Below are 14,333 nucleotides of genomic sequence, written 5' to 3' on the forward strand. Positions count from 1 at the left end.
CTACAATAACTAACTATCGCCCTATTTAGACTCGCTTTCGCTTCGGCTCCATGTTTTCCACTTAACCTCGCTAGTTACTGTAACTCGCCGGTTCATTCTTCAATAGGCACGCCGTCGACCACATAAGGGTCTTCGACTGCTTGTAGACATACGGTTTCAGGTTCTCTTTCACTCCCCTCCCGGGGTGCTTTTCACCTTTCCCTCACGGTACTATGCGCTATCGGTCGCCAAGGAGTATTTTGCCTTGGAGGGTGGTCCCCCCTGCTTCCCACAGGGTTCCTCGTGTCCCGTGGTACTCTGGATTCTGACCCTCAGATGCAATCTTTCGTTTACAGGGCTGTTACCTTCTGTGGCCTACCTTTCCAGGTAGTTCGACTAGATATTTTCTGATTTTTGTCAGTCCGCAACCCCAAAGAGCAAAGCTCTCTGGTTTGGGCTCTTCCCCGTTCGCTCGCCGCTACTTAGGGAATCTCAATTGATTACTTTTCCTCCGGGTACTTAGATGTTTCAGTTCCCCGGGTGCCCTCCTAACTTACGTTAGGTGACGGTGCATTACCACCGCCGGGTTCCCCCATTCGGAAATCCAGGAGTCAAAGCTTGCTTGCAGCTCTTCCTGGCATATCGGAGCTTACCCCGTCCTTCGTCGGCTCTTGGCGCCTAGGCATCCGCCGTATGCCCTTAACAACTTGACTTATGATCAGTTGTCGACTGTCTATCGCACATCATCTGCGTTGTTGCAGGCTGCGCTCCGATGCTCAACGTACTTATCAGTACGCCTCTGCTTCGGTGCTCGCCGCGCCTAGCATCTAATGCACGCTAGCCAGTCTCTCGGCTACATTTTACTGTGCCGAGGGTTTAGCTTACGCTTTACCTTCAGTTAAATCCTAATTGCGCTTCGTTAAGTTACTTCACATATTTGCATATGAGAGGTAATTTTACTTTGCTTTCTTCTGTGCAGTTTTCAAGGAACACTTGCTCGATTTTTGATGTACGACTTCAGACTTTCGATGGTTTATCGAAGGTCGTATGTCTAACGTCGACTGTCGAGACGAACCAGCAACTTCCTAATCTCCCAGGCCGTTTCCAGCCAAGTACCTTCGGCGTTTGTGGGCTTAATTACTGTGTTCGGTATGCGGAAACAGATCACACGTCTTACCGCCGTTAAGTACATATACTACCTCACGGCTTTGACGAAGGCTCTCTTTACGCTACAGGACACACAGTGTAACATTCAAAGGTACGCTAGTACCTTCATTCCCACAGCTATCGTCACTGGATTATGGTGGAGACGAGCGGGATCGAACCGCTGACCCCCTGCTTGCAAGGCAGGTGCTCTCCCAGCTGAGCTACGCCCCCATATAAGAATTAATTGTGATACCAGATGTTAGATGTGTGATATGTGGGTTTTGAATTTGCAAAGCAAATTCGTCTCACTCCCACTTCCAACTTCCCGCATCTCACATCACAAATGGTGGGCCTAAGTGGACTTGAACCACTGACCTCACGCTTATCAGGCGTGCGCTCTAACCAGCTGAGCTATAGGCCCAAAATTACGGCTGTGTGAAAACTCGCCCTCGCTGTATTGCTTAGCGATACTCGCTTATAACAGCCTCAAGAGAATTTTTTGCACTCTTTATACCCCGAACCACCATTACGTACGATGCAACCCGTTAACGCAATTTTGTCAGAGTATAGTTTATGAGCATTCCCTCAAAACCAAACAATGTAAGAGTGTTCATCTGCCAAGATGTACCGACCTAAGAGAAGCTCGCTTATCCGAGTTGTAGGAAGTTCTTCGCTACCACTCAGAACTAAGCGATTCGCACCAATCAGCCTTCGCCTAGCGGCTCGGCTTCTTGGGCTCTCTGCTTATCCCTAGAAAGGAGGTGATCCAGCCGCACCTTCCGATACGGCTACCTTGTTACGACTTCACCCCAATCATCGGCCCCACCTTAGACGGCTAGTTCCATTGCTGGTTACCCCACCGGCTTCGGGTGTTGTCAACTTTCGTGGTGTGACGGGCGGTGTGTACAAGGCCCGGGAACGTATTCACCGCAGTATGCTGACCTGCGATTACTAGCGATTCCGACTTCACGGAGGCGAGTTGCAGCCTCCGATCCGAACTGAGAGCTTGTTTATGCGTTTTGCTTGACCTCGCGGTCTTGCTTCGCTTTGTTTAAGCCCATTGTAGTACGTGTGTAGCCCAGGACATAAGGGGCATGATGACTTGACGTCATCCCCGCCTTCCTCCGTCTTGTCGACGGCAGTCTCCCTTGAGTTCCCACCATTATGTGCTGGCAACAAAGGATAAGGGTTGCGCTCGTTGCGGGACTTAACCCAACATCTCACGACACGAGCTGACGACAGCCATGCACCACCTGTTTTCGTGTATCCGAAGATAGGAACTAATCTCTTAGTCTTTCACTCAATGTCAAGCCCTGGTAAGGTTCTTCGCGTTGCGTCGAATTAAACCACATACTCCACCGCTTGTGCGGGCCCCCGTCAATTCCTTTGAGTTTCAACCTTGCGGCCGTACTCCCCAGGCGGGGTACTTATTGCGTTAGCTTGCGGCACAGAGGGGGTCGATACCCTCTACACCTAGTACCCATCGTTTACGGCTAGGACTACCGGGGTATCTAATCCCGTTCGCTCCCCTAGCTTTCGCGCCTCAGTGTCAGACACAGTCCAGAAAGTCGCCTTCGCCACTGGTGTTCCTCCCAATATCTACGCATTTCACCGCTACACTGGGAATTCCACTTTCCTCTCCTGCACTCAAGATTCCCAGTTTCCTGCGCCTATACGGGGTTGAGCCCCGCACTTAGACACACGACTTAAAAATCCACCTACACGCCCTTTACGCCCAATAATTCCGGACAACGCTTGCCACCTACGTATTACCGCGGCTGCTGGCACGTAGTTAGCCGTGGCTTCCTCCTTTGGTACCGTCATTACCCTGCATTATTCACACAAGATACGTTCGTCCCAAACGACAGAGCTTTACAATCCGAAGACCTTCTTCACTCACGCGGCGTTGCTCCGTCAGACTTTCGTCCATTGCGGAAGATTCCCCACTGCTGCCTCCCGTAGGAGTCTGGGCCGTGTCTCAGTCCCAGTGTGGCCGTTCATCCTCTCAGACCGGCTACTGATCGTTGCCTTGGTGAGCCATTACCTCACCAACTAGCTAATCAGACGCAGACCCATCTCTAATCGGTAGCTTATAAATAGAGGCCACCTTTCTTATCCTAGTCATGCGACCAAGATACCACATTCGGTATTAGCACCACTTTCGCGGTGTTGTCCCCAATTTAGAGGCAGGTTGTCTACGCGTTACTCACCCGTTCGCCACTAGGAGTTATAAATAACTCCCCGTTCGACTTGCATGTGTTAGGCACGCCGCCAGCGTTCGTCCTGAGCCAGGATCAAACTCTCCAATAAAGTTTTATTATTGAAGCCATTTGTTGGCTCTATAAATCATAGTAAAAAATTGTTTTTGTGTTGTATGTCGCACGCGACATACAACGCACATCTGGCTTTTATGATGCATTACTTACATTGTTCAGTTTTCAGGGAACGTCGTGCAAGGAATGCACTAGTGTTGAGGTCGTATCATGGAAGATACGTTTTGCCTGAGAACACATTTTGTCGTTCGCATTGCGGCGACAGCTTTTATATATTATCACATCATATTTGACGTGTCAATATACATTTTTTATAGTTTTTGTCGTTGCTTGGCGCAATCAACTTTATATATATTAACACGCACATTATTGAGTGTCAATATTCTATTTTGTCTTTTTGTTGCCTCATAACTATTCAAAAAACGACTAATTTATAGTACCACGACGAAAATATTATGTCAACCGTACATTCTCCAAAAGAAAAACATCGTATAAACGATGTTTAGCAATAGCATTCTATATATTCTTCTGACAACATATCCAGTTTCATGCGCATTTCGCTGATTGTCCCGGCGGTGAAATTAAATTCCTGCAAGTCGTCACTATGAAGCAAAGATGAAAGTTTATCGATCTGTTCTAATAATTGAAGCTTTTTCATTTGTAATACTACACTCTCCCTTAATTTTTAAACTGCAATACCTATACTACCAACTCTAACTGTATTTGTAAATAACTTTAAATAATCACAGAAGAGTAAGTTTATTCTAATAAATCAGCTAAATCAATTGGTTTTATAAAAACTTTCTTACGGCTGAACCATTTAGGTAATTGCATTGCTTACCTTGCCAGGTATCCTGTGCCAGCAATTGTTCTTCAATCGCCTCGCGAATCTTCCACCAGCCAGTCTGCCAATTCGTAAACAGCGTATTTGTCTCCGGTGCGCGGCCGATAAGACGTTGAATAACAATATTCGGATGGAGATATTCCAGAAATGTAACCACTCTCTCGACATATTCCTCTTTACTAATCAATGTAATTTCGCCCTGCTGATACCACTCAGCCATCACAGTATTTTTAACAATATATAAAGCATGTAACTTGACTTGATCAACACCTAATGCCGAAACGATTTTTGCACTTTCTATTGTATCGGTCATGTCGTCCCAAGGGAGGTTGAGAATAAGATGTGCACACACATCCATCGACCAACGTTTAATTCGCTGCGCAGCATCAATAAACTCGGCCAGGCTATGACCACGGTTAATCTTGATCAGACTGTGATAATTAACGGTTTGTAACCCCAGTTCAATACTAATATCAACGCCGCGTTCTTCTCTGATAGTTGCCAGCATCTCCAAATAGCTGTCATTAATACAATCAGGCCGGGTTGCTAGTGCAATGGCTACAATGTCTTCCTGACAAGCTTCTAGGACATGCTGTTTTAGCTGCGCTACCGGCAAATAGGTATTACTAAAGTTTTGAAAATAGGGTATGAATTTTTTAGCTTTATATTTAGGGGCAATATGCGCTTTGTTGGCAGCTAATTGGTCACTTACGGTTAGCCAGGCTGGTAGATTTTCGTAACCAGCGCCAATTTCACCGCAGAATACACAACCTTGCTGCCCGCATTGCCCGTCGCGATTGGGACAGGTCACCGGCAAACTAACAGGCAGTTTGTACACTTTTTCGCCATACCTTTGGCGCAGGTAGGCAGAATAGGTATTATATCTAGTTCCAGAAATCATCATTATTAATCACCTGATACGACGGATTTGTATTCTGATATGAGAAAAGTATAGCCACCTCACGTTTCTCCAAGCCTTCACCGTTTTGCAAATATGCCGGAATATCGACGCTAAATACTTCTATGTGATACGTTTTTTTAATTTCCCGCCAGGTAGTAAACGTAAAGTTAGGCAAATAACGACGAACACGGTCGCTATCCCGCCAAAAGGCTGTCTTCTGTTCCGCCCAGTTGTCATTTGCAGCCTGATTAACTTGGTTCCAGGGTAAAAATTCAGGACGAACGGCTCCATGTTCGCTCATAAGTGCGTCAAACTTCAAAAGTTCGTTGTGTTCATTCCTAGCCTGCGGATAAAAGCAAGTACAAAATTCAGCCAGATATTTATACAAATTTTTGGAACTATGGGCAACAAGGTGATAGCCATGCTGCTCCCAATAATCGGCCAATTTGCTATAGAATGTAAATGCACCACCATTAACTAATCCAATAAGCCAGAGCAGGCTCTGTTGAAAGCGTCCGCTATTATATATCTGTTCAAATACCTCTTCCACAATCTTAAGGTGTCTGATTGTGGCATAGTCCATATAGTTATTTGCCAATACTTCATACGGTGCAGTCGTCATAGCTATGTAACCATGGCTGGCGGCATTCTGCCTTATGCCTGAGCCTTTAAGCAGTTTGAGAAAACCGATTTGCAGCATATCAGGCTGGAGGCGATACACCTCATCAAACGACTTGGCAAATACGCATACATTCTCGTACGGTAGACCAACAATCAAATCCAAATGCAAATGAATATTGCCATAGTCCCTGACTTGGCTGACATTTTTCACGATCTTCGACCAGTTGTTGTGCCGTTTGATGGCAGTTAGCGTTTGTTCATTGGTGGATTGAATACCAATCTCAAACTGAAACCTGCCTACTGGTACCTGCCGCAAAAACTCTACTACTTCCTGATCCCAAATATCAGCAGCAATCTCAAAATGAAAATTGGTCCGACAAGTTTGCTGAGCCAAAAACTGTAATATAGGAAAATAGTGTTCCTTACGGGCATTGAATGTGCGATCAACAAATTTAACCTGTTTTACATCATGCTCAATGAAAAATTGCAGATCACGCAGTACCCTCGCCAGACTTACAAACCGCACACCGGCAGTTGCGCTTGACAAACAGTATTGACAGGCAAAGGGGCAGCCGCGTGAGCTTTCATAATACAGTATTTTATCTTTAAGTGCCCCCATCTCCTCGTGCGTATAAGGAAATGGAATGTCATCAAGCTGGGTCACTTGCTGGGGCAGACTTGTAACAATGTCTTGAGGACCTCGGTAGGCCAAACCAGGAACACTCTCTACTTTCTGCCCTTGACTTAGCATTGTCAGCAATGCTTCCAATGTTTGCTCGCCTTCACCTAATACGATATAGTCAACAGCCTCATGCTCTCTCAAGATGTCTTCAGGCTGATAAGATACCTCCGGACCACCCAGGACAACGATTGTCTTAGGTTGCACTTTTTTGATAAGTGCCGCTAGTTGTAGACTTGCTTCTATATTCCAAATATAACAGGCCAAACCAATTACAGTAGCATGGCAGACATAAAGGTCACTCAATATCTCAAGCAAACCATTGTTCACCGTATATTCACGGACAGCTATAGTACGTCCCGGCGCTTGACAAAAAGACGCTAAACAGCGAAGCGCCAAGGATGAATGTATGTATTTGGCATTCAATGTTGACAGTACAACTTTCACAAGCATTCTCCCCATCCATAATCTCCCTGCAAGTATAGTAGTTTCGGCCTATCTTGTCAAATATTCGAGACTTGTCTCAGCAGCCATTCACCAATAAAACCTGCTCCGCATAAAATAAAATAAGGTAACCATTACCTTATATCCCACCCATACTACATGAGGATGGTGAAAATTATGCGGATTATGATCGATGGGCGTTATCTACCTGACAGTGCCCGCGTCAACCGTGATTTATTAATAACACTCCGCAATATAGCCAAAGCTTTAAAGTTCGGAATCCGTTATGATGCCCAACGGGAATTGGTCCTAATAAATACTAAAGATTCCTCGATGCCAACACTACCGAGCGATAATACTTGTGATGAAAGGACTGAAGATGAAAATGCCCGCCTTACTGGCAAAGTCATATGCCTAGACCCCGGTCATGGTGGCAGCGATCCAGGGGCACTCGGTCCCACTGGCACTATAGAAAAAGATAATACCTTAGCAATTGCAATGCTGCTCAAAGAAAAACTTGAAAAAAGCGGGGCTACCGTTGTCATGACTCGCGACTCTGATACCGAGGTTGCCTCTGCCGAAACAACCGACCAGGAAGAACTAAGCGCCCGGGTTGAGGTCGCCAACCAAGCGGAGGCAGATTTATTTATTAGTATCCATAATGATGCATTTACCAGTAATACGGCTGCAGGCACTACTACCTTCCACTACGGCGACAAATCCTCCGTAAAACTTGCTAATCTCATACAACAAATCCTGGCCGAAAAATTAGGTACAAAAAATAGGGGCGCCCGCTTTGCCAGCTTCTACGTGTTACGTTACACTAATATGACATCAATCCTAATTGAAGTCGCCTTTATTTCCAATACAGTAGAAGAAATGCTATTATCCAGTGTAGATGGTCGAGATAATGCGGCTGAAAGCATTTGTGACGGTATATTAAAATACTTCAAAGTATAAGAATAGGGCCAGCCGTTTAACAACCCGTTAGGAGTATAGGCGTTCACTCCCATGGAAAATTATACGTTTCATCTGGATAAGAAATATTTTATTTCGGGCATGCTATACCAGGAAATATCATTATGCTAATATATACTATATATTCTCGCAAAAGGAAGTGATTTCATGTCAGAAGTATCTACAGCATTGCCTGCTCGTGATCAAATACAGTCTAAGTATAAGTGGCAGGTAGAAGATATTTATGGAAGTGAAGATTTGTGGCAAGCAGACTTTGACAAAATCAAAAAAGACTTGCCCAAAATAGCTGAATACAAGGAGACATTGTCCCAGACAGCCTCCCGCCTTGCAACCTGTCTAACCCTGAGGGATGAAATCAACATTGTGGCTGGCAAATTACTTGCTTATGCCCGCCTGCACCGGGATGAAAATACTGTCAATGCAAAATACCAGGCTCTTGTTGGCAAAACCGAAGGACTGCTTGCTGAACTAGGCGCGGCCACTTCTTTTATCGAACCGGAAATTCTTGCCATGCCTGATGCTGTGCTGGCCGCTTTCCGCCTTGAACAATCCCTGGCTGACTACAGCTTCTACTTTGACAATCTCGCTCGTCAAAAACAGCATATTTTGTCACCAAATGAAGAAGAAATCTTATCCCGATCAGTCGAAGCTACCCAGACAGCAGAAAATATCTTTAATATGTTGGCCCATGCTGATATGACATTTCCTGACATCACTGACGCAGATGGAAAACTCATCACATTAAGTGAAGGACGGTACCGTTCCTTAATTATGTCAGCTGACCGCCAGGTTCGCAAAGATGCTTTCACTGGTTTATTTGGTTCTTACAACGGTTTACGTAACAGCTTTGCTGCCACACTGGCGGGCAATGTAAAGAAAAACATATTTTATGCCCACACCCGCAACTATGCCTCAACCTTAGAATCTGCTTTATCTGACGGCAACATCCCGGTAAGTGTCTATACTAATCTGCTTACCACTGTCAATAACAATCTAGAGCCTCTGCACCGCTATATTGCTCTCAAGAAAAAAGCCTTAAAACTGGATACTATCCATATGTATGACGTTTATACCCCGTTATCACAAGAAGTAAAATTCAATATAACCTACCCCGAAAGTCTAAAATTAGTCCGCGACGGTCTAGCGCCACTAGGCCCCGAATATACTACGCTCTTAAACAAAGGTCTGACCTCCGGTTGGATTGATGTTTATGAAAATAAAGGCAAACAAACAGGTGCTTATAGTTGGGGTGTGTACGGTGTCCACCCGTTCGTACTTTTAAACTATAATGACCGCCTGGAAGATGTCAGCACCCTGGCGCATGAGCTGGGGCACGCTATCCACAGTTATTACAGTCAGGCAAGTCAACCATATTCCACCTCCCAATATACCATCTTTACCGCCGAAGTTGCTTCCACCACCAACGAAATCCTCCTCAACGACTTTCTCTTGAAAACAACTACCGACAAACAAAAGAAGTTGTACTTAATTAACCAATACCTCGAAATGGTACGTACTACCGTCTATCGCCAAACCATGTTTGCTGAATTTGAGAAAGCCATCTACGACAAGTCCGAGGAAGGCGAAACCCTGACCGCTGACTTACTTGATGAAATGTGGCATACGCTCAATGTCAAATACTATGGCCCCGAAATGACGGTTGACCCTGAAGTCGATGTCGAATGGGCCAGAATCCCTCATTTCTACTGGGACTTTTACGTGTACCAATATGTTACCGGTTATGCGGCAGCTACTACCTTAGCCGAAAAAATGTTACATGAAGACGATAGTGCTCAGCAGCGTTATATCGCCTTTTTGAAAAGTGGCGGCGCTGATTATCCCATTACTATACTTAAAAAGGCTGGTGTCGATATGTCCACACCACAGCCTGTTGAACTCACACTTAACAAGTTTTCAACCATGCTTGGTGAACTGGAACTTTTATTATCCAAGTATTGATAATCAATTACCGCATGTGTAACAGGCCAGATTTATTTTGGCCTGTTTTTTGTTGGAATATATTCGCCAACCTTGCAAAAGCTATTACTAACTAATCAGTAAGCGAGGCTACTATGGCACTTATCAAACCAATGCTAGCTAAATCTGGTCCGTTACCCACCACACAAAGCGAATATAGCTTTGAAATTAAATGGGATGGAATCAGAGCGCTTTTTTATCTAAAAAGCAATAGCTTTATGCTTATAAGCCGCAATCTTAAAAATATTACCCATCAATACCCTGAGCTTACGGCACTAGCAACGACGGCAGGCAGTCGTCATACCGAGATGATTCTTGATGGAGAAATTGTAGCTTTTGACGCGGAGGGCCTGCCTTCTTTTTCCCTGTTACAACACCGGATGGGATTAAAAGACGATATAGTTATCGCGAAGATGATTAAAAAAGTTCCGGCAAATTATATAATCTTTGACATCCTGTCACTTGATAATTACTCACTCTTGGAAAACCCCTATACCAATCGTCGCGACATACTGGAAAACCTTGCATTAAACAACGCTCATTGGCAAACGCCTGCCTATAAAACAGGTGATGGACAAGCCATCCTAGCCGCCACCCGCCAGCTTGGCTTAGAAGGCATTATTGCCAAACGCCTGGACAGCCCTTACCAAGCAGGTAAACGCAGCGGAGCATGGCTCAAAATCAAAAATCAACGCCGCCAAGAACTTGTCATTGGCGGCTGGGTACCAGGACAGGGTGCCCGCCAAGGCCAAATAGGAGCACTCTTGCTTGGTTACTATGATAATACGCCCCAGGCAGCAAAGGCCTGCGGTATACCTCAGCACTTGTTATACGCAGGGAAAGCTGGCACCGGTTTTACTCATTCCACACTAGCAGCGCTTGCTCAGTTATTGGCGCCATTAAGCAGAAAAAGCAACCCTTTTGCTGATAAAATAACAGCTAAAGACGCACAATTTGTTGAACCACTGTTAGTTGGCGAATTCGAATTTACCGAATGGACCCCGAACCATACCCTCCGTCATCCATCCTTTAAAGGGTTAAGAGACGACAAAAACCCACGGCAAGTTATCCGCGAAGACTAAGCATTGGAGGTAATGCCTATGCCCCGCCCGATGTGGAGCGGCTCAATCAGTTTTGGTCTTGTCAATATTCCAGTCAAACTGTACAACGCCATCAAGAAGAAATCCATCCACTTTAACCAACTGCGCAAATCAGATGGCTGTCGTATTCGCCTAAAGAAAGTCTGCCCGTCTGACGGCACAGAAGTACCTGCTGACAATATTGTTAAAGGCTATGAGATCTCGCCTGAGCAGTATGTAGTTGTCACCAGCGAAGAACTTGAGGCCATCCAGCCCAAAAATGCCCGAATAATTGCTATTGAAGATTTTGTTAACCTGGATCAGATTGACCCGCTATACTACAACAGCTGCTATTATCTCACTCCTGACAAAGGAGCCGGCAACGCCTATTTCTTACTACTTGCTGCTATGCAAAGCACTAGAAAAGTTGCCATCGCCCGGGTAGTTATGCGCAATAAAGAATATCTTACTGCTATCCGCCCTATGGGAAAAGCGCTAGCACTTTCGACTATGCACTTTGCCGACGAAATCATTGCCGCAGTTGAGTTGGAAGAACTGCCAACAGATGTGTCTGAGCCGAGCAAAAAAGAATTAGTGATGGCCGAACAGCTAATCGAATCGCTCACTACTGACTTTGAGGCTGGTAAATATCATGACCAGTATTATCAGCAGATTATGGATATGCTGGAGAAAAAGGCGGAGGGACAAACAGTTATTAACCAACCAGACGTCAAGGAAGGCGGCAAAGTAATTGACTTAATGGCTGCTCTTGAAGCCAGCATCTCGGCAATAAAAGAAAAAAATTCCAGCGGCAAAGCTAAAAAAGCACCGACAACCACCAAGAGGAAAAAAGCCAATGTCCAGTGATAGCAAGCTCAAAACAACCCTTGATGTAGCCGGACGTAAACTAAAAATCAGCAACCTTAATAAAGTATTTTATTCCACCACAGGCTTTACCAAAGGACAAATGCTCAACTACTACATTCGTATTGCTCCGCTAATCCTACCCCACCTTACCAACAGACCACTGACCATGAAACGATACCCCAATGGTGCACAAGGCAAGTTTTTCTACCAAAAAGAATGTCCATCCCCTCATCCTGATTGGATTAAGACCATTCCTATCTGGAGTGGCGGTAAGAATCGTACTATCAACTTTTGTAACACCACTGATTTAGCTACCCTGGTATGGGCGATTAACTTGGCAGCACTCGAACTACATACCTCGTTATCAGTAATCCCCAAAATAAACCAACCTTCCATATTAGTCTTTGATCTTGATCCAGGTCTGCCAGCTACTATTGTAGACTGCGCCCAAGTTGGCTTACTTTTAAAAGATTACTTTGACAAGCACAGGCTGCAAAGTTTCCCAAAAACCTCAGGCTCCAAAGGTCTACAGGTATATATACCTCTCAATACGCCTGTCAGCTATGACACGACGAAAAGCTTTGCCCGACTACTCGCCACCCGCTTTCAGGAAAAATACCCTAGCCTGATTGTTGCCAATATGAAAAAAGCACTGCGCACAGGCAAAGTCTTTATCGATTGGAGTCAAAATGACGAACACAAAACAACTGTTTGTGTCTATTCACTCCGCGCCAAGGAACGCCCTACCATCTCTACTCCGGTAACCTGGGAAGAAGTTATTGGCGTCCTTGAACAAAAAAATCCTGATTTACTAAGCTTTGAAGCCTCTCAGGTATTAGCGCGAACTGACAAACTAGGCGACTTGTTTGCCCCAGTACTTACTCTCAAACAAGAACTGCCAGTTATCTAATAATACACAAAGACCGCCGTCCCATGTGGAAAACGGCGGCCTTGCGAATTAACCTTTAGGTCCGGCAGCAATAATTTCTTTGGAAATGTTCGAAGTAAAGCTGCTGAAATTTTCAACAAACAGCCGAGCAAGTTCCTGGGCTTTACGATCATAAGCGGCTTTATCATTCCACGTATTACGCGGCATAAGAATTTCAGCCGGTACACCAGGACAGCTTTCCGGCACATAGACATTGAAAACCGGGTCCAGTTGGTAGGATACTTCTGCCAGGCGCCCTTCCATAGCCGCTGTCACCATAGCTCTAGTATAAGACAGTTTCATCCGGCTGCCAACACCATAAGGACCACCTGACCAACCAGTATTAATTAAAAATACTTTGGTCTGATGGCGTTTTAGTTTTTCTCCTAAGAGTTTTGCATATTTGTGGGCTGACAACGGCAAAAATGGTGCGCCAAAACAAGTTGAAAAGGTAGCTTGTGGTGCGGTGATGCCGCGTTCGGTACCAGCAAGTTTGCTGGTGTAACCTGATAAGAAATGATACATTGCTTGTTCATCATTAAGTTTAGCAATGGGCGGTAGTACACCAAAGGCATCGGCCGTCAAAAATACGATGGTTTGCGGATGCCCAGCAACTCCGGGAATCAAAGCATTCGGAATATAGTCTACAGGATAGGCGACTCTAGTGTTTTCGGTGATCGAACCATCAGCAAAATTTGGTAGACGGGTTGCCGAATCAATGACCACATTTTCTAATACAGCACCAAACCGAATGGCTTCCCAAATCTGCGGTTCAGTCTCATAGGTAAGACCAATGCACTTGGCATAACAGCCACCCTCAATGTTAAAGATGCCCGTATCACTCCAGCCATGCTCATCATCACCGATCAATTGACGGGCTGGATCGGCCGATAAGGTGGTTTTCCCTGTACCGCTTAGCCCGAAGAATAATGTCGTATCCCCATTAGCACCAACATTAGCTGAGCAGTGCATTGATAAAACATTTCGTTCCGGCAAAATATAGTTCATAACGGTGAAGATTGATTTTTTCATTTCGCCGGCATACTGAGTACCGCCAATAAGCACCATGCGTTTTTCAAGATTAAGAACGATGAAAGCTTCGGAGGCAGTACCATCAACAGCAGGATCAGCCTTGAAACCGGGAAGACAAATCACTTTATACTCAAGTTCAGCTTCTGCTTCTATTATTTCCGGGCGAAGAAACAACTGATGTACGAAGAGATTCTGCCAGGCAAATTCATTGATAAACTGGACACAAATACGGTTTGCAGGATCAGCGCCCGCAAAACCATTAAAAATGAAAATTTCACGGTTTTGAATATATTCCTGCATCTTACTATACAGTTGATCAAATTTCCCCATAGAAAGTGACTTATTGCCACACCAAGCAATCTTGTCATGCACATCAGGCGAGTCAACAATAAACTTGTCATTAGGTGATCGGCCTGTGTATTTACCAGTAGTAACCTGCAGCGCACCACTGGCAGTTAGTTGCCCTTCTCCTCTCCTAATGGCAGCTTCTACTAATTGAGCAGAACTTAAGTTATGATATACATTCCCTGTCATTTCCTCGCCTCCCCTATATTATATCTATATATTCCGCATTACAGAGGTTTG

At 45.0% G+C, this 14,333-nt stretch carries 9 protein-coding genes, 2 tRNA genes and 3 rRNA genes (1 of these 14 only partly in view); 5 read left to right on the forward strand and 9 right to left on the reverse strand.

Going from position 1 to position 14,333, the window contains the following annotated elements; genetic code table 11:
* From ACZ449_RS10410 to ACZ449_RS10445, 8 genes are all read right to left on the reverse strand, one after another.
* Nucleotides 1-692, reverse strand: a 23S ribosomal RNA gene (locus ACZ449_RS10410) (it extends 2,223 nt beyond the left edge of the window).
* Nucleotides 693-1,051: 359 nt separating this feature from the next.
* Nucleotides 1,052-1,163: ribosomal RNA gene (gene rrf / locus ACZ449_RS10415) — 5S ribosomal RNA — on the reverse strand.
* A gap of 117 nt (nucleotides 1,164-1,280) precedes the next feature.
* Nucleotides 1,281-1,356: transfer RNA gene (locus tag ACZ449_RS10420), tRNA-Ala, on the reverse strand.
* Nucleotides 1,357-1,469: 113 nt separating this feature from the next.
* Nucleotides 1,470-1,546: transfer RNA gene (locus tag ACZ449_RS10425), tRNA-Ile, on the reverse strand.
* A gap of 333 nt (nucleotides 1,547-1,879) precedes the next feature.
* A 16S ribosomal RNA gene (locus tag ACZ449_RS10430) occupies nucleotides 1,880-3,435 on the reverse strand.
* Together the 16S, 23S and 5S rRNA genes with 2 tRNA genes alongside form the textbook arrangement of a ribosomal RNA operon.
* 465 nt (nucleotides 3,436-3,900) lie before the next feature.
* Complete coding sequence (locus ACZ449_RS10435) at nucleotides 3,901-4,056, reverse strand: hypothetical protein (RefSeq protein WP_169535135.1); 156 nt, start codon at nucleotides 4,054-4,056, stop codon at nucleotides 3,901-3,903.
* 133 nt (nucleotides 4,057-4,189) lie between these two features.
* Nucleotides 4,190-5,146, reverse strand: coding sequence for a tRNA modification radical SAM protein MnmL/YtqA (gene mnmL, locus ACZ449_RS10440; RefSeq protein WP_464260954.1), 957 nt, complete (start codon nucleotides 5,144-5,146; stop codon nucleotides 4,190-4,192).
* A complete protein-coding gene (locus tag ACZ449_RS10445; protein WP_464260955.1) occupies nucleotides 5,127-6,890 on the reverse strand; it encodes a B12-binding domain-containing radical SAM protein in 1,764 nt (587 codons plus the stop codon). Before ACZ449_RS10445 ends, mnmL begins: the two co-directional genes overlap by 20 nt.
* A gap of 174 nt (nucleotides 6,891-7,064) precedes the next feature.
* On the opposite strand from ACZ449_RS10445, the gene ACZ449_RS10450 reads away from it, so the two are divergent.
* From ACZ449_RS10450 to ligD (ACZ449_RS10470), 5 genes are all read left to right on the forward strand, one after another.
* Nucleotides 7,065-7,847, forward strand: coding sequence for an N-acetylmuramoyl-L-alanine amidase family protein (locus ACZ449_RS10450; protein ID WP_464260956.1), 783 nt, complete (start codon nucleotides 7,065-7,067; stop codon nucleotides 7,845-7,847).
* Nucleotides 7,848-8,012: 165 nt separating this feature from the next.
* Nucleotides 8,013-9,824, forward strand: a complete 1,812-nt coding sequence (pepF, locus tag ACZ449_RS10455; RefSeq protein ID WP_464260957.1) for an oligoendopeptidase F — start codon at nucleotides 8,013-8,015, stop codon at nucleotides 9,822-9,824.
* A gap of 113 nt (nucleotides 9,825-9,937) precedes the next feature.
* The gene (ligD, locus tag ACZ449_RS10460; RefSeq protein WP_464260958.1) at nucleotides 9,938-10,924 is read left to right on the forward strand and encodes a non-homologous end-joining DNA ligase; all 987 of its coding nucleotides are present in this window, start codon (nucleotides 9,938-9,940) and stop codon (nucleotides 10,922-10,924) included.
* Between the two features lie 18 nt (nucleotides 10,925-10,942).
* Nucleotides 10,943-11,788, forward strand: coding sequence for a non-homologous end joining protein Ku (gene ku / locus ACZ449_RS10465; RefSeq protein WP_464260959.1), 846 nt, complete (start codon nucleotides 10,943-10,945; stop codon nucleotides 11,786-11,788).
* A complete protein-coding gene (gene ligD, locus ACZ449_RS10470; protein WP_464260960.1) occupies nucleotides 11,778-12,698 on the forward strand; it encodes a non-homologous end-joining DNA ligase in 921 nt (306 codons plus the stop codon). The genes ku and ligD (ACZ449_RS10470) overlap by 11 nt, the downstream gene beginning before the upstream one ends.
* A gap of 48 nt (nucleotides 12,699-12,746) precedes the next feature.
* Here ligD (ACZ449_RS10470) and pckA read toward each other — a convergent pair whose 3' ends face one another.
* A complete protein-coding gene (gene pckA / locus ACZ449_RS10475) occupies nucleotides 12,747-14,282 on the reverse strand; it encodes a phosphoenolpyruvate carboxykinase (ATP) (RefSeq protein ID WP_464260961.1) in 1,536 nt (511 codons plus the stop codon).
* Between the last annotated feature and the right edge of the window lie 51 nt (nucleotides 14,283-14,333).

Source organism: Desulfosporomusa polytropa (genome assembly GCF_055380075.1).

Excerpts from the sequence above, each read along its gene's own strand:
- ACZ449_RS10435 (WP_169535135.1), bottom strand. The coding sequence starts at position 4,056 with ATGAAAAAGCTTCAATTATTAGAACAGATCGATAAACTTTCATCTTTG.
- pepF (WP_464260957.1), top strand. The coding sequence starts at position 8,013 with ATGTCAGAAGTATCTACAGCATTGCCTGCTCGTGATCAAATACAGTCT.
- ligD (WP_464260960.1), top strand. The coding sequence starts at position 11,778 with ATGTCCAGTGATAGCAAGCTCAAAACAACCCTTGATGTAGCCGGACGT.
- pckA (WP_464260961.1), bottom strand. The coding sequence starts at position 14,282 with ATGACAGGGAATGTATATCATAACTTAAGTTCTGCTCAATTAGTAGAA.
- ACZ449_RS10450 (WP_464260956.1), top strand. The coding sequence starts at position 7,065 with ATGCGGATTATGATCGATGGGCGTTATCTACCTGACAGTGCCCGCGTC.
- ku (WP_464260959.1), top strand. The coding sequence starts at position 10,943 with ATGCCCCGCCCGATGTGGAGCGGCTCAATCAGTTTTGGTCTTGTCAAT.
- mnmL (WP_464260954.1), bottom strand. The coding sequence starts at position 5,146 with ATGATGATTTCTGGAACTAGATATAATACCTATTCTGCCTACCTGCGC.
- ligD (WP_464260958.1), top strand. The coding sequence starts at position 9,938 with ATGGCACTTATCAAACCAATGCTAGCTAAATCTGGTCCGTTACCCACC.